The organism is Cupriavidus sp. 05L310, from assembly GCF_056398185.1.
This window is the reverse complement of record NZ_JBFTOX010000006.1, coordinates 113,948-137,359: the sequence shown is the minus strand read 5'-3', so window position 1 is coordinate 137,359 and position 23,412 is coordinate 113,948. Positions and strand designations below refer to the sequence as shown.

At 63.6% G+C, this 23,412-nt stretch carries 25 protein-coding genes and 1 pseudogene; 18 read left to right on the top strand and 8 right to left on the bottom strand.

Annotated features, from left to right (window positions below):
- Nucleotides 1-5: 5 nt before the first annotated feature.
- On the bottom strand, nucleotides 6-1,613 hold the full coding sequence (locus tag AC1DS6_RS05785) for a long-chain-fatty-acid--CoA ligase (protein WP_441625308.1): 1,608 nt from the start codon (nucleotides 1,611-1,613) through the stop codon (nucleotides 6-8).
- A 346-nt stretch (nucleotides 1,614-1,959) separates the two neighbouring features.
- Between AC1DS6_RS05785 and AC1DS6_RS05780 the strand changes: the two genes are divergently transcribed.
- Nucleotides 1,960-3,045 carry an AraC family transcriptional regulator gene (locus tag AC1DS6_RS05780; protein WP_477102252.1) on the top strand — a complete coding sequence of 362 codons (1,086 nt, stop codon included), beginning with the start codon at nucleotides 1,960-1,962 and terminating at the stop codon, nucleotides 3,043-3,045.
- A gap of 102 nt (nucleotides 3,046-3,147) precedes the next feature.
- Here AC1DS6_RS05780 and AC1DS6_RS05775 read toward each other — a convergent pair whose 3' ends face one another.
- On the bottom strand, nucleotides 3,148-4,053 hold the full coding sequence (locus AC1DS6_RS05775; protein WP_441625203.1) for a LysR family transcriptional regulator: 906 nt from the start codon (nucleotides 4,051-4,053) through the stop codon (nucleotides 3,148-3,150).
- 100 nt (nucleotides 4,054-4,153) lie between these two features.
- On the opposite strand from AC1DS6_RS05775, the gene AC1DS6_RS05770 reads away from it, so the two are divergent.
- From AC1DS6_RS05770 to AC1DS6_RS05755, 4 genes are all read left to right on the top strand, one after another.
- Nucleotides 4,154-5,707 (top strand): AMP-binding protein, encoded by a 1,554-nt coding sequence (locus tag AC1DS6_RS05770; protein ID WP_441625201.1) that lies wholly within the window; start codon nucleotides 4,154-4,156, stop codon nucleotides 5,705-5,707.
- 11 nt (nucleotides 5,708-5,718) lie between these two features.
- Complete coding sequence (locus tag AC1DS6_RS05765) at nucleotides 5,719-6,900, top strand: acyl-CoA dehydrogenase family protein (RefSeq protein WP_441625199.1); 1,182 nt, start codon at nucleotides 5,719-5,721, stop codon at nucleotides 6,898-6,900.
- 71 nt (nucleotides 6,901-6,971) lie between these two features.
- Complete coding sequence (locus AC1DS6_RS05760) at nucleotides 6,972-7,952, top strand: tripartite tricarboxylate transporter substrate-binding protein (protein WP_441625197.1); 981 nt, start codon at nucleotides 6,972-6,974, stop codon at nucleotides 7,950-7,952.
- A gap of 23 nt (nucleotides 7,953-7,975) precedes the next feature.
- Nucleotides 7,976-9,076, top strand: a complete 1,101-nt coding sequence (locus AC1DS6_RS05755) for a CaiB/BaiF CoA transferase family protein (RefSeq protein ID WP_441625195.1) — start codon at nucleotides 7,976-7,978, stop codon at nucleotides 9,074-9,076.
- An 11-nt stretch (nucleotides 9,077-9,087) separates the two neighbouring features.
- Here AC1DS6_RS05755 and AC1DS6_RS05750 read toward each other — a convergent pair whose 3' ends face one another.
- Complete coding sequence (locus tag AC1DS6_RS05750) at nucleotides 9,088-10,047, bottom strand: GlxA family transcriptional regulator (RefSeq protein WP_441625193.1); 960 nt, start codon at nucleotides 10,045-10,047, stop codon at nucleotides 9,088-9,090.
- Nucleotides 10,048-10,174: 127 nt separating this feature from the next.
- On the opposite strand from AC1DS6_RS05750, the gene AC1DS6_RS05745 reads away from it, so the two are divergent.
- The 4 genes from AC1DS6_RS05745 (at nucleotide 10,175) to AC1DS6_RS05730 (ending at nucleotide 11,722) form a co-directional block, all read left to right on the top strand.
- Nucleotides 10,175-10,483, top strand: coding sequence for a DUF1272 domain-containing protein (locus tag AC1DS6_RS05745; RefSeq protein ID WP_441625191.1), 309 nt, complete (start codon nucleotides 10,175-10,177; stop codon nucleotides 10,481-10,483).
- Between the two features lie 57 nt (nucleotides 10,484-10,540).
- Nucleotides 10,541-10,882: an FKBP-type peptidyl-prolyl cis-trans isomerase gene (locus tag AC1DS6_RS05740; protein WP_441625189.1), complete on the top strand. Its 342-nt coding sequence runs from the start codon at nucleotides 10,541-10,543 to the stop codon at nucleotides 10,880-10,882.
- A 130-nt stretch (nucleotides 10,883-11,012) separates the two neighbouring features.
- Complete coding sequence (locus AC1DS6_RS05735; RefSeq protein WP_441625187.1) at nucleotides 11,013-11,381, top strand: c-type cytochrome; 369 nt, start codon at nucleotides 11,013-11,015, stop codon at nucleotides 11,379-11,381.
- Between the two features lie 53 nt (nucleotides 11,382-11,434).
- Nucleotides 11,435-11,722: a DUF6881 domain-containing protein gene (locus AC1DS6_RS05730; RefSeq protein WP_477102251.1), complete on the top strand. Its 288-nt coding sequence runs from the start codon at nucleotides 11,435-11,437 to the stop codon at nucleotides 11,720-11,722.
- Between the two features lie 161 nt (nucleotides 11,723-11,883).
- Here the strand turns inward: AC1DS6_RS05730 and AC1DS6_RS05725 are convergent, their stop codons facing one another.
- Nucleotides 11,884-12,633 (bottom strand): glutathione S-transferase family protein, encoded by a 750-nt coding sequence (locus tag AC1DS6_RS05725; RefSeq protein ID WP_441625183.1) that lies wholly within the window; start codon nucleotides 12,631-12,633, stop codon nucleotides 11,884-11,886.
- 152 nt (nucleotides 12,634-12,785) lie between these two features.
- On the opposite strand from AC1DS6_RS05725, the gene AC1DS6_RS05720 reads away from it, so the two are divergent.
- Together AC1DS6_RS05720 and AC1DS6_RS05715 are read left to right on the top strand one after the other, a co-directional pair.
- Entirely contained in the window at nucleotides 12,786-13,244 is a 459-nt protein-coding gene (locus tag AC1DS6_RS05720; protein ID WP_441625181.1) for a GNAT family N-acetyltransferase, read from the top strand.
- A 121-nt stretch (nucleotides 13,245-13,365) separates the two neighbouring features.
- A complete protein-coding gene (locus tag AC1DS6_RS05715) occupies nucleotides 13,366-13,551 on the top strand; it encodes a hypothetical protein (protein ID WP_441625179.1) in 186 nt (61 codons plus the stop codon).
- Nucleotides 13,552-13,597: 46 nt separating this feature from the next.
- Here the strand turns inward: AC1DS6_RS05715 and AC1DS6_RS05710 are convergent, their stop codons facing one another.
- Both AC1DS6_RS05710 and AC1DS6_RS05705 read right to left on the bottom strand, forming a co-directional pair.
- Entirely contained in the window at nucleotides 13,598-13,990 is a 393-nt protein-coding gene (locus AC1DS6_RS05710) for a hypothetical protein (RefSeq protein WP_477102250.1), read from the bottom strand.
- A 205-nt stretch (nucleotides 13,991-14,195) separates the two neighbouring features.
- A complete protein-coding gene (locus AC1DS6_RS05705) occupies nucleotides 14,196-14,471 on the bottom strand; it encodes a recombinase family protein (protein ID WP_441625175.1) in 276 nt (91 codons plus the stop codon).
- Nucleotides 14,472-15,244: 773 nt separating this feature from the next.
- Between AC1DS6_RS05705 and AC1DS6_RS05700 the strand changes: the two are divergent.
- The 4 genes and pseudogenes from AC1DS6_RS05700 to AC1DS6_RS05685 all read left to right on the top strand — a co-directional run bounded on the left by AC1DS6_RS05700 (nucleotide 15,245) and on the right by AC1DS6_RS05685 (nucleotide 17,483).
- Nucleotides 15,245-16,144: pseudogene (locus AC1DS6_RS05700) on the top strand (DUF6402 family protein).
- Complete coding sequence (locus tag AC1DS6_RS05695; RefSeq protein WP_477102249.1) at nucleotides 16,141-16,503, top strand: hypothetical protein; 363 nt, start codon at nucleotides 16,141-16,143, stop codon at nucleotides 16,501-16,503. Before AC1DS6_RS05700 ends, AC1DS6_RS05695 begins: the two are co-directional and overlap by 4 nt.
- A 140-nt stretch (nucleotides 16,504-16,643) precedes the next feature.
- Nucleotides 16,644-16,865 (top strand): hypothetical protein, encoded by a 222-nt coding sequence (locus tag AC1DS6_RS05690; protein WP_441625165.1) that lies wholly within the window; start codon nucleotides 16,644-16,646, stop codon nucleotides 16,863-16,865.
- Nucleotides 16,866-16,952: 87 nt separating this feature from the next.
- Nucleotides 16,953-17,483 (top strand): isochorismatase family protein, encoded by a 531-nt coding sequence (locus AC1DS6_RS05685; RefSeq protein WP_441625163.1) that lies wholly within the window; start codon nucleotides 16,953-16,955, stop codon nucleotides 17,481-17,483.
- A gap of 74 nt (nucleotides 17,484-17,557) precedes the next feature.
- Here AC1DS6_RS05685 and AC1DS6_RS05680 read toward each other — a convergent pair whose 3' ends face one another.
- Together AC1DS6_RS05680 and AC1DS6_RS05675 are read right to left on the bottom strand one after the other, a co-directional pair.
- On the bottom strand, nucleotides 17,558-19,147 hold the full coding sequence (locus AC1DS6_RS05680; RefSeq protein WP_441625161.1) for an aldehyde dehydrogenase (NADP(+)): 1,590 nt from the start codon (nucleotides 19,145-19,147) through the stop codon (nucleotides 17,558-17,560).
- 68 nt (nucleotides 19,148-19,215) lie between these two features.
- Complete coding sequence (locus AC1DS6_RS05675) at nucleotides 19,216-20,148, bottom strand: dihydrodipicolinate synthase family protein (protein WP_441625159.1); 933 nt, start codon at nucleotides 20,146-20,148, stop codon at nucleotides 19,216-19,218.
- A gap of 169 nt (nucleotides 20,149-20,317) precedes the next feature.
- On the opposite strand from AC1DS6_RS05675, the gene AC1DS6_RS05670 reads away from it, so the two are divergent.
- The 3 genes from AC1DS6_RS05670 (at nucleotide 20,318) to AC1DS6_RS05660 (ending at nucleotide 23,408) form a co-directional block, all read left to right on the top strand.
- Nucleotides 20,318-21,253 (top strand): LysR family transcriptional regulator, encoded by a 936-nt coding sequence (locus AC1DS6_RS05670; protein ID WP_441625157.1) that lies wholly within the window; start codon nucleotides 20,318-20,320, stop codon nucleotides 21,251-21,253.
- 141 nt (nucleotides 21,254-21,394) lie between these two features.
- Entirely contained in the window at nucleotides 21,395-22,363 is a 969-nt protein-coding gene (locus AC1DS6_RS05665; RefSeq protein WP_441625155.1) for a Bug family tripartite tricarboxylate transporter substrate binding protein, read from the top strand.
- A 22-nt stretch (nucleotides 22,364-22,385) separates the two neighbouring features.
- The gene (locus tag AC1DS6_RS05660; RefSeq protein WP_441625153.1) at nucleotides 22,386-23,408 is read left to right on the top strand and encodes a 4-hydroxythreonine-4-phosphate dehydrogenase PdxA; all 1,023 of its coding nucleotides are present in this window, start codon (nucleotides 22,386-22,388) and stop codon (nucleotides 23,406-23,408) included.
- Nucleotides 23,409-23,412 lie beyond the last annotated feature (4 nt).

The window sequence follows — 23,412 nt, the reverse complement described above, 5'->3', positions numbered from 1 at the left end:
TCGTGCTATTGAGGTTTGGTCGGCAGCGGCAACGAGCGAAGCGCCGCTTTCTGTATCTTTCCTGTGGCCGTCATCGGCATGCGCTCGATGAACACGACCTTGTCGGGAATCGACCATTTCGCGACGCGCCCCTGATAGCGTGCGAGGATCTGCTCGGCAGACAGGCAACCTTCCGGTTTGGGGACGACAAACAGAACCGGGCGCTCGCCCCATTTCTCGCTTGACTCGGCGATGCAGGCCGCCAGTTCGATGCCGGGTTCCTCCATCGCAATGTTCTCTATCTCGATTGACGAGATCCACTCGCCCCCGGACTTGATGACATCCTTGCTGCGATCCGTGATGCGCATGTAGCCATCCGCATCGATGCTTCCGACATCGCCAGTGCGGAACCAGCCGTCCTCGGTGGCGGGCTCGGCTTTGCCGTAGTAGTGGGAGATGACCCAGTTGCCCTGGACCATGAGGTGCCCGGTGGACACCCCATCATGGGGCAACCGCTTACCTTCCTCATCGACAACCTTGAAGCGTGCGCCGAACAGCGGCCGCCCCTGCGATGCAAGCACCTGCAGCGTCTCGTCGCCGGGCAGCGACGCGTGCTTGGGTAGTAGCTGACAGACGGTTCCCAGCGGCGAGACCTCCGTCATGCCCCACGCGTGGCGCACTGTCACGTTACGTGCGCGAAAGGATGCAATCATGTGCGGCGGGCACGCGGCGCCACCGATGACGATGTGCTGGAGCGTGCTAAATGTCAGTGCCCGGCTTTCGACATGGTCCAGCACCCCTTTCCATACCGTCGGCACACCCGCCGATAGCGTCACGCCGGCACGCTCGCACAAGGCGTAGAGCCGCTCGCCCTGCATGTTCGATCCGGGTAGGACGATCTTGGCCCCGGACATCAGGGAGGAGTACGGCAATCCCCACGCATTGACGTGGAACATCGGAACCAGCGGCATGACCGCATCGCTGCAGGAGATCGCCAGCGCGTTTGGATGGCTGGATGCATAGGCATGCAGAACGGTCGATCGGTGAGAGTACTGCGTGCCCTTCGGCGCCCCGGTGGTGCCAGACGTGTAGCACAGCCCACATGCAGTGTCCTCGTCGAACTCCAGCCACTCGAAATTTCGAACGTCGTTTCCCAACCAGGCGCCGTAGTGCATCCCGGCATGGTCTTGATCGGCGTCCTCGTTGAGCAGAACCCAATGTGCCACCGACGGGCACCGCGGCTCCAGTTGCTCAACCAATTCTGCGAAGTGCCCGTCGTAGAACACCACGACATCCTGGGCGTCGTTGATGATGAACTCGATCTGCTCGCGACTCAGGCGTGGATTGACCGTATGGCAGATCGCTCCGATGCCGGCGGTGGCATAGTAGATCTCCAAGTGGCGATAGGTATTCCATGCCAATGTCGCCACGCGATGGCCCGGGAGCAATCCTCGATGCCCCATGCCGACAGCCAGATCCTTCACTCTGCGCCCAAACTCCCGGTATGTGTACGTATGCAGGCTACCGTCATCAAGCGCGGTCACGATCTCCTGATCCGCACTGCTTTCCAGGGCATGTGTGAGGATTGAATTGATGAGCAAGGGCATGCGCATCATGTTTCCCGGTTGCACCATGTTGTCGTCTCCTTTTCCTTTCACCGAAGAATAGGTGGCTTCGTTCCATCCCCCAATTGCCAATGGCGACGGCGAATATGCAAAAACTGCCAACATTCGACTAGCCAACGGAGCGGACTCAGGTAGACTGGGGGAAGGGCTGCGCCAAGGCGCGCATGCCCCGGTCGGTCCGGAAACCGGTATTGCTCAGTTCAACAGGAAGAGGCCGCCTCAGGAGGCGCAAGCGGATGCGTTCACCAGGAAGGGATCAAGCGGGCATTTTTGCGGCACTGCAATCCCCCTTTGCCTTCAAACACGCGGCGCTGGCGCGTGGGACCGGCGGCCCTTGCTGCTGCGCGAGGGTGCCATGGACAGCTTGAGCATCACAGCAAATGGAGGTCGGACGGACAAGGCGGCTGGATCCGTGTCAACGGCAACGGTCTCGCTCGAACTGGTGCAAGACTTACTGCTGAGCTTGCGAGCCTTGTGCTCAGAGCCGACTCTGGACGAGTGTTTGAAGCAGGCAGGTATTGTCAAGGAGTTCATCAGCCATCCCGCCTCCCGACTCACGCACGATCAACTCGTCAGGCTGTACCAGGAGAGCGCCGCCGCGACAGGTGACGAAATGATGGGGCTATGGAGCCGTCCCATACGGACCGGGTCCCTGAAGTACATCGTCCGTGCAGTAATGGATGCGCCAACGATCCGTGTGGCGCTGTACCGTTTCACGCAGGTCTGGAATTTGCTGTTGGACGACTACCGCCTGAATCTCGCGCAAGCTGGAGACAGCATGAGCCTGGAGTTGATTCCCCGCTCCACGAAGATTGGCGTGAACCGCTTCGGCCATGCCTTGCTATTGAAACTCACGCACGGCATTGTTTCATGGCTCGTCGGTCGGGAGGTCCCCGTGCAGAGGGTGGTGTTTGTTTTCCAACGCCCCTCCTTTGCAGCCGACTATCCGATTCTCTTCCCGGCCCCCATTGATTTTGGGGGGCAGTTCTCACATATCACGTTCCGCGCGGAGCTTGGAAGAATTCGGGCGGAACGCAACACGGCCGACGTACGCGAATTCCTGAAACGAGCGCCCCGTGATTGGATCTTCACCTCCTATCACGAGCACGTCATGCGACTGAAGGTGCGCGAGCTACTGTATGCGGACCTGGGGCGAACACTGGACGACGTTTCGAGCAAGCTCCACATGTCCTCGCGGACGCTGATCCGCAGGTTGCAGGACGAGAACCTGTCCTTCCAGGGCATCAAGGACGATCTGCGCAGAGACCTGGCTATCCTGAATCTTGCGCGTAAGGATGTCTCTCTGGCCGAGATCTCCTATGCACTGGGTTTCAGCTCACCCGCAGTTTTCCATCGTGCTTTCCGCCATTGGACGGGCATGACGCCGGGCGTGTACCGGGCCGCCCAACAGGAACTGCAGTCGCCCCCCGCAGGGGGGTGAAACCGCCTTTGACCTTAAGCCGTTGACGTTAAGCAGTTGCAGTTGCCGGGCAGGAACACAGCAATCAGCCACACATATAGAGCCCCCCCGCCCTGCGGGCGCCTACAAATCCCCCCCCTGACCGCTTTGCTCCCGCAACAACACCGTCATCCGCTGCGCAAGCGGCGAAAGATAAGCCCCAGCCCGCGAGATCACCCCCACGCGCCGGCGCAAATCCAGCTCTTCAAGCCCCAGGTTCAACGGCCGCAGGCCAATCTGCATCGCCTCCGAATCCCCGCCCGACACGCTCAACATCTGCGTGCCCCTCACCAGCTGGAACAACGAAGCGCTGCCAAAATCAGTCTCGATCCGCAAGTTCGGCTCGGCAAGCCCCTGCTTGCGAAAGGCCGCGTCGACCTGCTGCCGCAGGGCGATATGCGGCGCGGGAAGCAACCATTCCTGGCCCACCAGATCCGCCAGCCTCACCTTGCGCCGGCGCAGCAGCGGGTGCGCGCCATCAGCCACGACGACAAGGCGGTCGTCGAACAATTCTTCCACCGCGAACTCGCTCGCGCGCTGCTTCTGCATCGGCGCGACGGCAAGGTCCAGTTCGCCCGCCAGCAGCAGATCCATCAGTTCCCGCGCCATGCGCCTGCGCAGGCGAAGCCTGGCGACCGGCCGCTCCTTCACAAGCTGGCGGCAGGCGCCCAGGAAGAGCGCGTTGGGTATGGAAGGCGAATAGCCCAGGCGCAGGATGCCCTGCTCGCCGGTCCGGATGCCTTGCATCTCCTTGAGCGCATCCTCATACTCCAGCCGGATTCTCCGGGCGCGTTCGATAAACTGCGCGCCGGCTTGCGTCGGGGTCATGCCGTGGACCGTGCGCTCGAACAGGGGCAGGCCGATCTGCCCTTCCACCCGCTGCACCGCCTTGGTCAGGGCTGGCTGGCTGATGCCCAGCGACTCCGCGGCGCGGCCGATGCCGCCGTGGGCATCCACAGCCAGCACGTACTCAAGATCCCTCGTCTCCATTCTGACATTCCTGTTGGTTATGTCTTTATAGCCAGTACGGCATTGTGGTGATGCCACGCATCTTACAGACTACGGCAAAGAATCACCACGGAGACACAAAATGGGTTTCGCTTTCTTCCTGCGCCGCGCCGCACGCTATTGGGGGGACCACGCCGCGGTCCTCTATCAGGACCGGGTCCTGACCTACCGCCAGCTGGACGAGCGCTCCAACCGCCTGGCCAACGCGCTGCTGGGCCTCGGCCTGGTCAAGGGCGACCGCGTGGCGATTCAGTCTCGCAACCGTACGGAACTGGTCGAGATCGAGTGCGCCCTGTATAAGGCCGGCCTCGTCAAGGCGGCGCTGAACCCGCGCTTCACCGCCGCGGAAGCCTCGGATGTCGCCGAGAACTGCACGCCCCGGGTCATGATCGCGGGGCCGGGCTATACCGGCTACTCCCCGGCAACCGCGGGCTTCGGGTCGGTGGAGACCTTCATCGCCATCGGCGGCCCCGCAGCAGGTTATGCCGACTACGAGTCGCTGCTGTCAGGCGCAAGCGATGCACCCGTCGATGCCGCGCCGCTCTCCGATGACCTCGCCGTATTGCATTTCTCCTCGGGCTCCACCGGCAAGATCAAGGCGGCCATGCAGAGCTACGGCAACCGCCTCGCGGCGCTGCGCAAGATGCTGCTCGGCATGGACAACCCCGCCCGGCCCGGCGATCGCCTGGCGTTGATCGGGCCGGTCACGCACGCCTCAGGCATGTTAATGCAGCCCTACCTGTACACCGGCGCGACCCTGGTCCTGTTCGACAAATTCGAGCCCGCGCATTTCCTGGCGGAAGTGGCCAGGCTGCGCATCACCCATGTGTTCATGGTGCCGGCCATGATCAACATGCTGCTGGCCGAGCCAACCCTGGCCAGCGCCGACCTGAGCAGCCTCAAGACGCTGGCCTACGGCGCCGCGCCGATGGCGCCGGCCCGTATCCGCGAGGCATGGGAGCGTATCGGCCCCATCCTCTCGCAAGGCTACGGGGCGAGCGAGTCCACCTCCGGCGTGACCCGCCTCTCCACAGCCGACCATGCCGAGGCAATGGCGCACCGGCCCGAACGGCTGGCGTCCTGCGGCCGGGCCCTCGGTGAGACGCAGGTGTGCGTGGTCGACGAGCAGGGACGTGAAGTGCGCGGTGACGAAATCGGCGAACTGGTGATCCGCGGCGAGGATGTGTTCCAGGGCTACTGGGGCGAGCCGGCGCTGACGCGCGAGGCGCTTGCCGACGGCTGGCTGCGCACGGGCGACCTGGCCCGAGTCGACGAGCAAGGCTACATCTACCTGGTCGACCGCAAGAAGGACATGATCATCTCCGGCGGCTTCAATGTGTACCCGACCGAGGTCGAGGCTACCCTGTACCTGCACCCCGACGTGATGGAAGCCTGCGTGATCAGCGTGCCTGACGACACATGGGGCGAAAGCGTCAAGGCTGTCGTCGCGCTCAGGCCCGGCCGGCAAGCCAGCGCCGACGACCTCATCGCGCACTGCCGCGCACGGATCGCGGACTACAAGTCGCCGCGATCCATCGACTTCGTTGCCGACCTGCCCAAGAACGCCAGCGGAAAACTTGCCCGGAAACTGGTACGCGAGCCGTACTGGCAAGGCGTGTCCCGCCGCGTGAATTAAGGAGAATCGCCATGTTCGACCATCTGACCAACCCCACGCTCATCGAGACCCGCGCCGCGATCCGCCGCTATATCGACGAGGAATTGCTGCCGCTGGAACGGGAGCTTGGCCTCGGCTCGGAAGACGTCTGGCCCAGGGATGTGCTGCGCGGCGTGTGGCGCCGTTCCAGCGAGCTAGGGCTCTATGCCGCCTGCCTGCCGGTCCAGTTGGGCGGCAAGGGCCTGAATATCGCCGAGCAGTGCGCGCTGAAAGCGGACCTGGCCGCCAGCGGCGCCGTGCTGGCGCCGCATGTGCTGGGGGACCTGGGCGGCCCGCCGCGCGTCGGCAATATGCTCAAGTACGCGACGCCCGAACAGCTCGCGCGCTACTTCCAGCCGGTGATCCGGGGCGAGAAGTCGACCTGCTTTGCCCTCACCGAGCCGCATTCCGGCTCGGACGCCCAGAGCATCTCGACCACCGCCGTGGCGGATGGCGACGAGCTGGTCGTCAATGGCCGCAAGCACTACATCAGCGGTGCGCCATTCGCCGATTTCGCCATCGTCATGTGCGTGACCGATGCCACAGCCTCGCCGCCGGCCATCACGGCCGTGCTGATCGACCTGGACCTGCCCGGCGTCAAGGTCAGTACCGAATACGTGCCGATGTCGGGCCAGCATATCGATGCGGATATCGAGTTCACCAATGTACGGGTGCCGCGCGCCAATATCTTTGGCGGAGAAGGCAACGGCTTCAAGCTCGGCATGTCGCGCATCAACGTCAACCGGCTGCTGCACTGCCCTACCATGCTGGGGCTGGCCACCACGGCCTATCAAGCCTCGCTCGAATACGCCGGCAAGCGGCGCCAGTTCGGCGGACCCATTGCGCGCTTCCAGGCAATCCAGCACATGCTGGCGGACATGGCCGCCGCGCTGTGGGCTTGCGAGAGCATGATCGCGCAGACGGCGGCGCTGGCCGATAGCGGTGCCGACCTGCGCATGAAGGCCGCGGCGTGCAAGCTCTATATCTCCGAGCGCTGCTTCGAGGTAGCCGACAAAGCCGTGCAGATCCACGGCAATGTCGGTGTCACCCGAGGGCATCCGGTCGAGCAGGCCTTCCGCAAGCTGCGCATGTTCCGGATCTTCACTGGCACCAGCGAGATCCAGCGCAATACCATCGCCCGGGCAATTCTCGAGCCCATGCAGGCGCAAGCTTGAGCGGGCAGGCACAAGCAAACGTTGACGAGCCGGCGCGGCAAGACTGCGCGGCCCCAAAAAGGAGACAACCCATGAACCGCCGAACCTGGCTTGCCGCGGCAAGCGCGGCCGCCTTGAGCAGCGTGCTGGCCCCGGCGCGCGCCGCCGCCTATCCCAACCGTCCCATCCGCCTGATCGTCCCGTTCCTGGCAGGCAGCGCCCCCGACAATATCGCGCGGACGCTGGCGGCCGAACTGGGGCGGCAACTGGGTCAGCCGCTGGTGGTCGAGAACATGCCCGGCGCCGGCGGCATCATCGGCGCCGGCGCCCTGAAGCGCGCCGCGGCGGACGGATACACGCTCGGCATTCTCGCGAATACGCATGTCATCAATGTGCATATGTATCGCAACATGCCATACGATCCCGCGCACGATTTCACGTCCATCGCGGCGATCTCCGGCGGGCCGACCGCGCTCGTGGTCCCCGCGGATGCGCCCTACAAGACCGCGGGCGACCTGATCGCCGCGATGAAACGCGCCCCCGGCAAGCTCAACTACGGATCGGGCGGCAAAGGCAGCATCGCGCATCTGGCCGTCGAAACGTTGCTGCACCAGACCGGCACCGAAGCCGTCCATATCCCGTACAAGGGTGCGACAGAGATCATTACCTCCATGCTCAGCGGCCAGACCCAGTTCGGCATGCCCGTGCTGAGCACCGCGACCCAATACCTGCGCAACGGGCAGGTCCGGGCGCTGGCGGTGTCGTCATCCGCGCGCTCGGCTTATTTCCCTGAGGTACCGACGTTTGCCGAGGCCATGCCGCCCGGCTTCGTCCTCGATAACTGGACCGGCCTGTTTGCCCCCGCGCGCCTTCCCGCCGAACTCACCCAGCGGCTCTTTGCCGCCGTCAGCGAGTTGCAGGCCAGCGGGCGCCTCGATGCGCAGATCAAGGCCAACGCGGGCGAGCTGCGCCGCAGCGCCTCCCCGGCCCAGTTCAACGCAGCGGTAGCCGCCGACAGCGCCCGCTACGGCACGCTGATCCGCTCGATCGGCATGAACGGCGACGTAAGCTGAATCCACCTCACCCGGAAAGCACCATGAAACCAGAGTGGTCCTGCCTCAAGGACGTCAAGATCATCGATGTCAGCCAGTTGCTGCCGGGCCCGCACGCCACCAGCCTGCTCCTGCAACTCGGCGCGGATGTCATCAAGGTGGAGCAGCCCGGCATTGGCGACACCTCCCGGCAACTCGGCCCCGCGGTGTTTGCCCAGTTCAATCGCGGCAAGCAATCCATCGCGCTCGACCTGAAATCCGCGGAAGGGCGTAGCGCATTCCTCGGCCTGGTGCGGGATGCGGACGCCGTTGTCGAAGGCTTCCGGCCCGGCGTGATGCAGCGTCTCGGCCTGGGCTATGACATGCTCGCGGAAGTGAATCCCGCCATCGTGCTGTGCTCCATCTCCGGCTTCGGCCAGACCGGCCCCTATGCCGACCATGCCGGCCACGACCTGAACTATCTCGCCCTGGCGGGCTACTGGTCCGTCCCGGTCCAGGTGGCGGACAAGGTCTCGCGCCCGCGTGCCCGCGTCTCCGACTACGCGGCCTCGGGCTACGCCGCGCTCTCGCTGGCGGTGGCCATCATGAGCGCGCGCCAGAATGGCCACGGCCAGCATCTCGATGTCTCGATCCATGATGCCATCCTGTCCTGGACCGCGCATGGCGCATGGGCCGCGCGCGGCTACGAGGATCGCCCCCAGGAATCGCCCACCGTGATGCCGGACAACGATATCTTCGAGACACGCGATGGCCGGCACCTTGCCATGGGCATCCTCGAAAACAAGTTCTGGCTGAACCTGTGCGATGCCCTTGGCGCCGCGTTCCCGGCGCTGCTCGATGCCCGGTTCAGTTCCCGCGCGGGCCGACAGCAGCACAAGCCAGAGGTGAACGGCCTGCTCACGGGCATCTTCCTGACACGAACGCTCGCGGAGTGGGCCGACGCCTTCGCTGCGGTGGACCTTCCCTTCTCTCCTTCGCTAAGCGCGCAGGAGCTGTTTGCCGACCCGCATGTGCAGGCACGCGGCATGATCCGTGCATTGCCGGGGGAGCAAGCCATCACGCTCGGCTTCCCCGTCAAATTCTCCCTTGGCTTGCCGGCAAGCGACGACCACGTTCCGGCACTGGGCGAGCACGGCGCGCAATAAGCCAGGCGGCGTCAAGGTTGCGCCCGCCAGAGCGAGGGCGCAACCGGCTCCTCCCGCCGCCACGCCGCGCGGAAGGCCTGCGGACTGGCAAAGCCGCAACGCTCGGCAACGATCTCCACGGCCCAGTCGCTGTCCTTCAACAGCCGGCGCGCCAGATCGAGCCGTAGCTGCTGCTGGTATTGCTTGAGGGTAACGCCGCACTCCTGCTGGAACAGCCTGGCCAGATGCCGATAGCTCAGTGCGAAGCGTTCGGCCAGCTCACGATATGGCAACGCGCTGGCCGGCTGCCCGGTCAGGAAGTCCTGCACGGCATGGATGACCGGATGATGGTGATCGCGGTAGCGCAGCGGCACCTCAAGCGCCGGGTCCTGGCCCAGCCGGCGGAACGGGACCACGTTCTCCCGCGCGACGCGGATAGCGGCGGCCGTGCCGAACCGATGCCGGATCAGGTGCAGCGCGAGGTCGATGCCCGCCGCGACACCCGCCGAGGTGATCAGCGCGCCATCGTCGACCACCAGCCGGTTGGACAGCACGCGGGCCAGCGGATGGCGCTGCTGCAGCCGCGCCAGGTGATCATGGTGCGTGGTGCAGTTGCGGCCGTCGAGCAGGCCGGCCTCCCCGAGCAGGAAGGCGCCGGTGCAGACGCTGGCAAGCGTGATCTCGCCGAGCCGGGGCTTCGCCACGGTTTGCAGCCAACGGACGATCTGCTGCTGTTCCGGCGTGGACAGCGCGCTAACCGCCAGCTTGAAACCCACCACGATGACGACATCGCCGGCCACCAGCCGGGCTGGCAAAGGCCGCACCGCGCTGAGCGCCAGACCCTGGAAACTTGTCAGTTCCTTCAGCGGCCCCACGCAGACCAGTTCGACTGGCGAAATGCCAAGCGCCGCCACCGAGCCGAGGACCTGCATCGGTCCGCCGAGATCGAGGATGTGTACATTCGGTGGCAGTACAAGATAGATACGCTTCATGGCACATTTTTTTCCATATTCGTCCATTTTTCGAATAGCAGCCGATCTTGCTTGTGGTTAGTATGGCAGCGAATTTACCGCTTCGGCTATCACGGCTAACGCGGCTACCGATACGGAGGAAGGGAACATGCTGGAACTCAGGCCAACCTGCGAACACTGCAACAAGGCGCTCCCGCCAGCTTCGCTGGAAGCACGCATCTGTAGCTATGAGTGCACATTCTGTGCCGGATGCGTGGACGAAGTCCTGGGCAATGTCTGCCCAAATTGTGGAGGCGGCTTCGCGCCAAGGCCAGTCAGGCCATCGAAGAACTGGAAGAACGACAACTTCCTCGGCAAGGATCCCGCCAGCGCCAAGATCAAGCACAGGCCGGTAGATCCTTCCGCTCATGCGCGGTTTTCCGCGGGCATCGCGACGATCCCTCCCGAACAGCGATAGCGCGGCGGCACAGTCGCTGTAAACTCTGCCTCGTCGGACCATGAACGAGAGCAAGCGATGAGCAGCGAACTACAAGTTGAAGATATCCAGCCCGGCGACGGCAAAGCGGTCGTCAAGGGCGCCCTGATCACCACCCGGTACACCGGCTACCTGGAGGACGGCACCAAATTCGACTCCTCCCACGATCGCGGCAAGCCTTTCCAGTGCGTCATCGGGACAGGGCGCGTCATCAAAGGCTGGGATATCGGGCTGATGGGCATGAAAGTCGGCGGCAAGCGCAAGCTGCATGTGCCGGCCCATCTCGCCTATGGCGAGAGACAGGTCGGGGCTCACATCAAGCCGAACTCGAACCTGATCTTCGAGATCGAGCTGCTCGAAGTGTTGACGCGGGATGACTGAGGCCTCGTCTCCGCCTGAGCGCCCGCCGGCCACGCAAGCGCTGCATTGATACTGCGTCAGCGGCACGCGCTCTTTCCGGTGCCAGGAGGCGCTATATAATGCTGCGCCTCCCCTATTCCGAACAAGCGCCATGAAAACAGCCGCATTGTTGACTCTGGCACTAGCCATCCAAACATCGGCGCACGCTGCGGGGGACGTACAGGCCGGAAAGGCGTTGTTCACCACGCGATGCGCCTCTTGCCACAGCGTCGGGCCATCCGCGCGCGGTGCGTTTGGTCCCCAGCTCAATGCCATCTTTGGCAGGACCGCCGGAGGAACCAACGACTACACATACTCTCCGGCAATGAAGAAATCAGGGATCGTATGGTCTGAAAAGACGCTGAGCGATTTTCTCAGGTCGCCGGGCAAGGTTGTACCCGGTACCAAGATGCGTTTTTGGGGACTCGGCAACGAGCGGCAGATCGAGGACCTGCTGGCGTACCTGCATTCGTACCCGTAACGATCGAAAGCGACCAGCAAGGACTAGATTGCATTTCGCCAAGGGGGATTTCCGTGGAATACATCGACGTCATCTGGAGGCACGAGCTTTCCTCGGAGCCGGTTCGCCTTGTGTCGGAGCTCAATGGCAAGCGCTTCGAGACCTGGAAACTGGAGTTCTTCCCGGATGGAAGCGTAGGCTTCGCAAGCGTCGGGGCAACAACCGGAAGAACCCACCTTGGGCTCGTCCCCGTACCGCTTCTCGACGAGATCAACGCGGATCCGGAGTTTGACGGGGTGGCGATGACGCCCGAGGCGTTTGAAATCCTCTGGCTGCAACACGCGTGCCCGGCGCGGCATTGACGCAGTTTGTCCGGAATTCAACCTGAGTGCGACGATAGCCGCGAGAGCCATCGTCGCGCGCAACCTGCCCGACGAACACGAGCAGGTTTTACCGTACGCCCCATCCAGCGGCGACGAGTACGGCGCTTGAAGCGTCGGGCCAGGTGCCTGGGCCGGATTCGCTAATCCGCGCGCTGTGACGCCCACTCGCTGAAGCCAGGTCCACTGTAAATGGTTTTTCGCTTCGCCCACTCCACCTCGGCGGCAGTGGCGTAAGTGACCCCTGGCTCCCACCAAAGCGCGGCTTCCTGCTGGAAGGACGGCCGCTGTTCCATGCGAGCGATCAGCGAAACGAGTTTGGGGCGATCCGGAGCGCGCCAGGACAACCGCAACGGGCGAGTTTCAATGAACTGGCAAATGCAGGCGAGCAGGATATCCTGGGCGGATACCACGCCAGGGACAAAGCCGTCCGCAGTGCCGATGAGCTGAGACTCGAACCAATCGAGAAGATGCTGGTTGCGAATGGCGCACCGGGCCGCATGGCTGTTTTCTTCGTGGCGAATGCCGGACCATTGCAGCTGCGACACCGTCGTCGTCGACACGCCTAAGGTTTGCAGCGTGGCGAGAACGAGCTTGTCATGCCATTCTTCCCCGGAGCGCACATAACGGGCGGCCAGGGGCCGCATGCCTTCGGGCACCGCCGCAACCGGATAGGCCGACATGAGGTAATCCAGAATCACGGCCGAGTCCCATAGCGTCAGCTTGCCGTCGATCAGGGCAGGCACCTGAAGGGTTGGCGTGATCCTCGCGCGTTCCTCGACGCTGGGCGTCGTGAAGGTTTCCTCGCGCTCAAAATCCAGCCCCTTCTCGACGAGCACGATGCGCACGGCGCGGGCGAACGGCGATCCCGTGGTGAAGAACAGCTTGCGCATTTCAGCCTCCCAGCATGACGGCTCGCCTCGCGAGCCAGGGTCGCGAAGGCGGTTTGCCGGCAACCCCGGGCGATCCGGCGATCGCCCGGGGCTTCAGTATGCGACGATATACTTGCCTTTCCCCTGGCGCCAGCGCTCCCCACGGTTCAGATATGGAACACATCATTTTTCGCACCGCATTGCCGGCCGACCTTCCCGCCATCGTCGGATTGCTGGCGGACGATGCGCTTGGCAGCCAGCGGGAGACTGTCGGTTCGCCCCTGGACGAACGATACGTTGCCGGCTTTAAAGCCGTGGAAGCCGACCCGAATCAGCGTCTCGTGGTCGCCATGGATGGAGATGCGGTAGTCGGCACACTGCAGATATCGTTCATACCGGGCATTGCCCGGAGAGGGGCATGGCGGGGGCAGATCGAAGCAGTCCGGATCGCCGCACCCTACCGTAGCGCGCGGATTGGCCAACAGATGCTCGAATGGGCAATCTCGGCGTGCAGGGCTCGCGGCTGCGCGCTGGTCCAGCTGACTACGGACAAGGGCCGTCCGGACGCGCACCGGTTCTATGAAAGGCTCGGCTTTGTGGCCAGCCATGAGGGCTATAAACTGATCTTGTAGGTTCCCCGCGGCGCCAGCGCATATGGATTGCACCAAAGCTTCGTTGCCCGGGCCGCGCCGGTTGGCTACTGTCATTGGATACGGAACTGCCGCGCCATGCAGGCAACGTGGAGGAACGCCAATGAAAGACCTGATCGACTGGATCACCGCCATTGCCACCGTCGTGCTTGTCTACGCGGCACTGCGGCACCCGCTCTACCCGCCCCGCTTCGGCGCGGCGGACGATACGCCCGGAACCAGCCGCACCGGCCGCCATGCGGATCCGGGCAACGCGGACAGCGCGCGGGCCCACGCCACGCAGCGCTGACCCGGCAGGCGCCGCGCTTTCAGCGAGCGCATGGAGGAAAGGCTATTCAGCGCGCCTTTCCCGGTACACAGTCATCCACCATCCCCGCTATCCGGCTGGCACTCAGCCAGGGATGCCATTCATCCGCGCTGCGGATCTCGACATCCGAGCCTTCCTGGGCCCGACGCAAGCTGATCAGGTGAAAAAACCGGTAATCGGAATCCTGGGCGCGCCCGACCCGGATATCGACCCGCCCCGGCTCCGGGTATGCGACCACGCTGGCGTCATCCCCCAGCCTGCCTTTCAGGCACAGCACCAGGTCGCTGACACTGGCATTGGAATGCACGCGCCTTGGTTCCGACGCCTGTATGGAACTCGCGTTAACGCCACCGGCACAACCCGAAAGCATTAGCGCTTGCGCCGTCAGCGCGGCGGCCAGCAATACCAAACCTTTAGACATTCCCTCTCCTTGGGCAGATTGGGGAGTCATGTTACATCAGGTGCTTTTTAAAGCCGCTTTGCGTGCGCGTTTTCCGGCGTCATGCCTGGCCTTTGCGCCACATCTACCCACTGCGCCCTGACGAGCCGCGCCGGGTGCTCGGGCGAAATCCGGATGGCCGCATCCGTTGCGCCAGGAAGGCCATTACGGATTGCAGACTCATGGGTCAATTGCGTTGCGGGCGATCGATATCAGGGATGGAATCGGGAAAAGCAGTACCGATCCGTTCGACGACGCGATCGAAATAGCATTCGCAAATGCCTGCCAGATTCCTCCTGGAATCGGCGTCAATCAGCAAGGCGTTGACCAGGCTGCAGAACTCCAACAGCGTATGCCAGTCGCGGCCATTGCGAGCCAGCCGCGAAGCTTCGATGGCAAACACCGCGCCCACTGTGCCGTCGCGTAACTGCCCAAGCAAGCGCTCAAAGCCGCGCCGGCGCATGCCCGATCCCGAGCAACCCAGATCGCGTCACCAATGACATCAACCTCTTCCCAGCCCAGTGCCCGGGCCCCGCCCCGATCCACCAATCCATATTGCCGACGCTGGCTTTCCAGGTTGTACTGCGCTTGCCCGGGCGTAGACTGGCGGATATAGACGTTGCCTATAAACCTTGTTGACGCTTATCTTGGGTGGATTGGTGTGTGGCCCGTATGCGCCACCGCACGGGGTATAAGCCGTGAGTGCCTCTGTTCCGGCAAAACCACAACAGCCGCAGTCGGAAGCGATGATGCGGCGGGCGCCTGCCCTATTGCGCGTAGCCAGCGCGGGCGCGCTTCATTCAACGCGCCGCCCCTGTTTGCAAGAATTTACATTCTTTGCCTTCAAAATAGGATTTTCTGATTTTGTTCCACAGACGTCTCTGCTATAAGCGAAGGCTAGTCGATGGAGTTCGTCTTTATGGATACATCAGAAAAGCAATTTCCGTTCTTAGAAAAAGCACCATTCGTCCGCTGTGGAATCTTGGCAGCAAGACCTGCACAGTCTTAGACGCAGAAGAATTCGCACTTTCGACGGATCGAACCGCGTCGCCGCTGCGAAATCAACCACCGCCGCCCCCTCCGCCAAAAAAGCCGCCAAAGCCCAGGCGCCCGCCGAAAAGCTTGATCGAAGGCTTTCTAGACTTTCACGAATGACTGAATACGCCACCACCACCGAAACCAGCCCCCGCACCCGCTGCGCCAGCGGTAAAAAAGCCACGCGTTAAACTGTTTGACTTGCAAGATATACCGGGCGCTATGGAGCGCATCGAATGGCCCATGTCGGCTAAGGTCATGCGCAAGTGGTTGGCCGGTGATTTGAACTATGCCAACACCGACAAGGGGGCAATTAGAGGCATCAATCAAGACTGCAAGCCGTTCCCATCGAGTATGGTTGATACAACCATGTTTAAGTTGGCTTGGATATTTAAATATCCACGCGCCAAGGAAAAATTCGATTAACTTATAAACGAAAAGCCATTTAATTTAGATGCGCATAACATTTTAAAATTGATGTGCTCCCGCCGTGATCCTTCACCATACCATGTGGATACATGGAATAAATCCAGAGAAGACATACAGCAGTGGCATCAAGAGTATCAGTATCAGAAAAACTCCGTTGATAGCGATAATATATCAAAATTCCTGATGTGGCCTAAAGGCGTAGCGCACCCAAATGGGCTTTGGATGGACGATCTCTATGGTTCCCTTGGTGCCTTTTCGTTTTATGCCGCACTTGGTGGATTTTTTTATCATCGCATAGCACACACGCGCACCCGCCTGACGGTCACCGAAGTGTACATTTATATGCGCGACGTATTTACCTTTCACGACAGAACCGACAAAAAACCAATAATTATCCAAAATGGAACTCAATATTTTTGCCATTGGAACAAGACCGGTTTTATTATTGTTCTCGCCTCGACTGTAATTGGGGAGGTAACAACGGCGGATTGGCTAAATTATACAGTTGCGCGCGCCGGCGTTGTTTCCAAAAACACTGTCTATTATCCGATAAGAAATAGAGATTATCGGGATTTGCAATTGCGGCACAAACAAGGCGGGGATTTGGTGTTGTACTCAAATTTATACAGGGTACCACTGTACCCCCCGAAGGTCCTGGAATTTGATCAATGAAGCAAATGAAGGGGGGCAAGCGGAAATATTGGTTAGCAGGTACCGCACTGCTTGCGCTGGTCTTGGTGCCGTATCTATGGGGTGTGGCGCTACGGGGAACGGCGCACGAATGTGAGCGTATAAAGGAAGGTAGTCTTTATAGTGGAGAAATATGCTTCTTGAATAGCCAATATGGAATGCGCTTCCGCCTTTATGACGCTGAAACCGAGCAGCTACTGGCAGAGCGCACTTACAACGACCTAGACCCCGGGATCGTTTGGGGTGATGACAGAGTAACCTACAACTTAGGGGCATCTCCAAGTGAGTATGTGGAATTGCCCCCCACATGGTGGGATCGATTGCGTGCCAAGCTGCCGTAACGCGGGTCTACGCGCAATCGCCGCGTGCGGGTCGCCGCCGCCCTGGGCATGGGACACCAGGGAAACACCCAATCCACCCAAATTATGCAGCCCCAAAGAGCTGCTTATCTTGGGTGGATTGCCAGAAACCCACCATAATAGTGTCCGCACAAGGCTACGAAGCGTCGCTGCGTCAGTACCACTTGAAGATGCTCGTTGACGGCCAACTGGTTGAAAGCGTGGTCGACGAGCCGGCACTGCGGCCCGGCATCAACGCGGCAGGGCTGACGTACGACTACGACATGCACAAGATCGCAAGGCTGCACAATGCCCGGCGCGCCGGTCGTGATCGGTTTGCCGGAAGTCCCGTCCAGGCGCGATGATGCGCCCTGAACCTGCTGCGGTTCCATCCAGGCCTCGCATGCAGGAAGGGGAAGCGCTTGCCACACCAACTCACAAAGGGAATGCGCATGCTGCACAACGCCGCTGAATCTGTTCTGGTGCTGGTGGATCTCCAGGCCCGCCTGATGCCCGCGATCCATGAAAGCGATCGCGTCGTAACGGAAGCCGTGCGCCTGGCCAATATCGCGCGGGTACTGGGCGTGCCGGTGATCGGCACCGAGCAAAGCCCCGGCAGCCTGGGCGGGAATCTCGACGAGATCAGGCGACTATGCGATCAGACCGTGGCCAAGGACCACTTCGATGGCTGCCGGGACGGCTTGCTCGACGCACTCCCTGCCGGGAGGAAGAGCGTGGTGGTAGCCGGCTGCGAAGCCCACGTCTGCGTTTTCCAGACGGTCACCGGGCTGCTCGGCCACGGACTGAGCGTGACCGTCGTGCTGGATGCCATTGGCTCGCGCAAGGCCTCCAGCCGCGACGCGGCCATCGACAGGATGCGCAGGGACGGGGCCACCGCCGCCACGGTCGAGATGATTGCCTTCGAATGGATGCGGACGAGCCGGCACGAACGCTTCCGCGAGGTGCTTGGTTTCGTGAAGTAGCGCCTCGCGGGGAGGCCGCGGCGCAGGCTGAGACCCGCGCCACGCTTACGCTTGCGCGCCTGGAACCAAGCTGGCTATGGCGCTTGTCGCCCGGCCTGTGCCTCCCCATCCACCCGCACCGCAAGCCCGAGCGGATTACCGGTGCGCAGCGCCTGCGGCAGCAGGGCGGCCGGCATGTCCTGGTAGCACACGGGCCGGAGGAAGCGCGCGATGGCCAGGCTCCCGACCGACGTGGAGCGGCCGTCCGAGGTGGAAGGATACGGTCCGCCATGCACCATCGCATGACTCACCTCCACCCCCGTGCCAAAGCCATTGACGAGGATCCGGCCAACGCGGCGCTCCAGCGCGGGCAGGAAGCCGCGCGCGGCATCGTAGTCGGCCTCATCGATATGGATGGCCGCGGTCAGTTGCCCCTCCAGGGCTTCCACCACACGCTGCATGGCGGCCAGGTCGGGGCACCGCACCACTAGCGACGCCGCGCCGAAGATTTCCGCGCGCAGTGCTTCGTGCGCGAGGAAGGCCTCGGCGGTGGTCGAGAACAGCGCCGCCCGCCCCTGGTATTGCGCGCCGGCCTGGCCACGCGCAATGGTGCTGACCTGCGGATGGCAACCAAGGCCTTCGACGCCGGCGCCGTATGCCCGGTGGATGCCCGGAGTCAGCATGGTCGACGCCGGGGCTTGCGCGATCGCCGCTTCGGCCGCCGCCAGGAAACGATCGAGATCCGGCCCCTCCACCGCCAGCACCAGGCCCGGATTGGTGCAGAACTGGCCCGCGCCGAGCATCAGCGAGGCGGCGAAGGCCTTGCCGATGGCGTCGGCACGGCTGCCCAGCGCGTGCGGGAACAACAGCACCGGGTTGATACTGCTCATTTCCGCGTAGACCGGGATCGGCTCGGCGCGGGCCGCGGCCAGTTGCATCAACGCGGTGCCACCGGCGCGCGAGCCGGTGAAGCCGACCGCCTTGATACGATGATCGCTCACCAGCCCCTGGCCGATCCGCAGGCCGGAATCGAACAGCAGGGAGAACGTTCCCTCGGGCAAACCCGACTCGTCCACGGCCTTCCGGATTGCGCGGCCAACCAGCTCCGATGTGCCGGGATGGGCCGGATGCGCCTTGACGATAACCGGGCAGCCGGCTGCCAGCGCCGATGCGGTATCGCCACCGGCCACCGAGAACGCCAGCGGGAAATTGCTGGCGCCGAACACGGCCACCGGCCCCAGCGCGATATTGCGCAGGCGCAGGTCCACACGCGGCAGCGGCTTGCGCTCCGGCTGCGCGGGATCGATGCGCAGGTCGAGGAAATCCCCCTGCCGCACCACAGCGGCAAACAAGCGGAGCTGGCCCACGGTGCGCCCGCGCTCGCCTTCTATCCGGGCACGCGGCAGGCCACTCTCGCTGACGCAACGCTCGATCAGCGCGTCGCCAAGATCAAGGATGTTGGCGGCAATCTTCTCCAGGAACGCGGCGCGTTGTTCGAGCGAGGTTTCGCGGTAGACATCGAAGGCCTGCGCGGCCAGCGCGCAAGCCTGCTCCAGTTGCTGCGGCGTGGCGCCGCCGAAGGCCGGCCCCAGCGTTTCCCCTGTCGCCGGATCGACAGCCCGGATCTCGCCGTGAGTGCCGCGCACAGACTGGCGCCCGATCAGCAATTCGCCTGAGATATTCATGCTCTGTCCTTGAAATGAAAAGGCGGCGCGTTAGCAGCGCCGCCAGTTGTCCAATGCTTGCCAGCCGCTCACCTGCCCCAGCGCAGCACCACCGGATCGAGCCTGCGCGCGATCTTCAGCAAACCGGCGCGCGTGGCCGGGTGCATCGGCTGCAAGGGGTGGCGCACGGCGTCGGAAGCAATCACGCCACCCTCCTTCATCAGCACCTTGGCCGTCGCCAGCCAGCCTTGCCGGTTCTCGTAGTTGATCAGCGGCAGCCATTGCTGGTAGTGCTGCGCGGCGAGCTCCGAGTCGCCGGCCTGGTAGGCATCCACGATCTTGCGGATGCCATCGGGGAAACCCGCGCCGGTCATCGCGCCGGTGGCGCCCGCATCGAGGTCGGCCATCAGCGTGATGGCCTCTTCGCCATCCCACGGGCCCACGATGGCATCGCCGCCGAGCTCGATCAGTTCGCGCAGCTTGGCAGCGGACTGCGGCACTTCGATCTTGAAGTACGAGACGTTGGCGATCTCCTTCGCCATGCGCGCCAGGAACGCGGCCGACAGCGTGGTGCCGCTCACGGGCGCATCCTGGATCATGATGGGAATATCGATCGCGCCGGACACCGTGGTGAAGAATTCGTGGATGGCGCGCTCCGGCACGCGGATGGTGGCGCCGTGATACGGCGGCATCACCATCACCATGGCGGCGCCCGCGTCCTGCGCGGCGCGGCTGCGCGCGGCGCAGATGCGCGAGCTGAAGTGCGTGGTAGTGACGATCACCGGGACGCGGCCGGCCACGTGATCCAGCACGGTCGTCATCAGCAGGCTGCGCTCGTCATCGGTCAGCACGAACTGCTCGGAGAAATTCGCCAGGATGCAGATGCCGTCGGAGCCGGCGTCGATCATGAAATCGATGCAGCGGCGCTGGCCGTCGAGGTCAAGGCCACCTTGTTCGTCGAAGATGGTGGGTGCCACCGGGAATACACCACGGTAGACGGCATTGGCTTTGGGCATGTTCATGGTCTCTCCTCCTTGTTCTTGCCGGCGGCGCCGGGTCCGGCCGGAGCCCCACGTCGAGGGGGCTTGTGACAGGGATGCAATATACGGTGCGCCAGGCCGCGATGTATATTGAAACCTTTCCATCTCGTGATCGCTTTTGCGACTCACGTAGCTTTCGCCCCGGGTTCCCATGAAGGCCACGCTTGACGTTCTGATGTCCCGCCTGCGCATGAAGCAACTGCAATTGCTGATTGCGCTGGACGACCACAAATCCCTGCACCAGGCTGCGTCGGCCATGGCCATGACGCAGTCGGCGGCCAGCAAGGCCTTGCAGGAGCTGGAAGGCATGCTGGACGCGCCGCTGTTCGAGCGCTCCAAGACCGGCATGCGGCCAAACCAGTTCGGCCACTGCGTGATCCGCTATGCGCGGCTGCTGGCGACGGATCTCACCGCCTTATGCCAGGACATGGCCGAGATCCGTTCCGGCAAGGGCGGCCACCTGGCCGTCGGCGCCATCATGGGCGCGGTCCCGGATGTGCTGGTGCCGGCGCTGGAGACCATGCAGGACGAACAACCGAACCTGTCCATCGAAATCGTCGAAGACACCAGCCTGCGCATGCTCACGCTGCTGGACGACGGGCGCCTGGACCTCGTCATCGGGCGCGCGCTGGTAAGCGACCAGCCCGCCAGGTACCACTACCAGGCGATTGGCGACGAACCGATCTCGGCAGTGGTGGGCTACAGCCATGCCGCGCCGCGCGCCAGGACGCTCACCTTTGCCGACCTGGCCGGCTACCGGTGGATCGTCTATCCCGGCCAGATGCCGATGCACGAGTTGTTGCAGCGCGAGTTGGACATGGTCGGCGTGGGCATGCCGGCGAATGCGATCACCACCTCCTCCAGCTTCGTCACCGTGGCCTTGCTGCAGCGCAGCGCGAAACTGGTCTCGCTGCTGCCGACCAGCGTGGCCGAACTGTTCGCCCGGCAAAAGATGCTTCGCATCCTGCCGGTGACGATGCGGTCCCGGCAGCAGACCTTTGGGGTCGTGACCCGGCGCGGGGGCACGCTTTCCGCCGCCGCGGGCCAGTTGATCAAGCTGCTCCGCGCCGGGCAGGCGGAAGTCTGAGCGGCGCCTGGCATCCGTTGCGAGGTATTCCTTAAAGTAATCACCCATTCAATAAACGTCAGTAGTCACGCATCGCTCCCATCCTTATAGTTGCCCCATCCGCGCTCCGGCGCAGGCCCATAACAAGACATGGAGACAACAATGAAACGATGGATGACCGGCGCCTTTGCCGGCGTGATTGGACTGGCAACCGCCATGGCAACCGGCGTCCACGCGCAGGACACCCGCCCTGTACGGATGATGGTAGGCGCGGCGCCGGGCGGCGGCACCGACGTGATGGCGCGCATCGTCTCCGACAAGCTGGCCGCCATCCTCAAGCAGCCGGTCGTGGTGGACAACCGGCCTGGCGCCTCCAACACCATCGCCGCCGACATCACCGCCAAGGCAGCGCCGGATGGCAACACGCTGCTGATGGGCGTGGTCACCTCCCAGGCCATCGCGCCCCACCTGCTCAAGCTGCAGTTCAACCCGCTCAAGGACCTGGCGCCGGTGGCCCTGGTGTCGTCGGTGCCCAATGTGCTGGTGGTCAACAACCAGGTGCCGGCGCAAGACGTAAAAGCGCTGGTGGCGCAGATCCAGGCCAACCCCGACAAATTCCGCTACAGCTCCTCCGGCGTCGGCAGCACCCAGCACCTGGCCGGTGCGGCGTTTGCCCGCCAGATCCACGGCAAGCTGCTGCACGTGCCATACAAGAGCAGCAGCAGCGCGCTGGTGGACCTGATGGGCGGCCAGGTCGACATGAGCTTCGAGACCATGCCCTCCGTCATCAACCACATCAAGGCCGGCAAGCTGCGCGCGCTGGCGGTCACCGCCGACCAGCGCTCGGCGCTGCTGCCTAACGTACCCACGCTGGCCGAAGCCGGCGTGCCCGGCATCCAGATGAATGCCTGGTACGGCGTCTACGCCCCGGCCGGCACGCCGCCCGCCACGCTGCAGAAGCTGAGCGCGGCGCTGGCCACCATACTCAAGGATCCCGACACCGTGCGCCGTCTCAATGATGTGGGCGCGTTGCCGGGCACGCTCACCGCCACCCAGTTCGATGCCTTCTCGCGCGCCGAATATGCGCGCTACGGCAAGCTGATCGCCGAACTCGGCGTCAAGCTGGACTGAACCCCTTTCCCTCAAGACTCCCATGACCCAACGACCCCGAATCGCCATGGTGCTCGGCGACCCCGCCGGCATCGGCCCCGAGCTGATCGCCAGGCTGCTGGCCGACCCTGCCACCGCGGCGCAGGCCGACATCCTGCTGATTGCCGACCGCGACGAATGGCGCCACGGCATGCAGGTGGCCGGCGTGGATATCGCGCTGCGCGAAACCGATTCGCTCGCGTTCGCTGGCGGCGATAGCGCCAGCGCCCCGCGCCTGTTCCACTGGCAGCTCGACGGCAAACCCGCCTACCGGCGCGGCGTGGCCAGCGCGGAAGGCGGCCGCTACAGCCTCGGCACCCTGGCCGTGGCGCTGGAGCTGGCGCAGGCTGGCAAGGCCGACGCCATCCTGTTCGGCCCGCTCAACAAAAGCTCGCTGCACGCCGCCGGCATGGGGCACAACGATGAGCTGCACTGGTTCGCCGAGAAGCTCGGCTACGACGGCGCTTTCTGCGAGTTCAATGTGCTCGACGGCCTGTGGACCTCCCGCGTGACGTCCCACGTTGCGCTCAAGGACGTGCCCGCCATGATCAACCGCGACAGCGTGGGCGCCGCCATCGACCTGATCGACCAGGCCCTGCGCAGGGCCGGCATGGCTCGCCCGCGCATTGCCGTGTGCGGCCTCAACCCGCACAACGGCGACAACGGCGCCTTCGGCCGCGAGGAGATCGACTTCATCGCACCGGCGGTCGCCGATGCGCGGGCACGCGGCGTGGCGGCGGATGGCCCCTTCCCCGCCGACACCATCTTCCTCAAGGTGCAGGGCAGCCCGGAGCAAAGGCAGTTCGATGCCATCGTCACGATGTATCACGACCAGGGCCAGATCGGCATCAAGCTGATGGGCTTCTCGCGCGGCGTCACCGTGCAGGGCGGCCTGCCCGTGCCGATCACCACGCCGGCCCACGGCACCGCTTTCGACATCACGCAGCAAGGCCGCGCCGACCTCGGCGCCACGCTGCAAGCCTTCCGCATCGCCTGCCAGATGGGCAGCCAGCGCGCAGCCCCCTGAACCT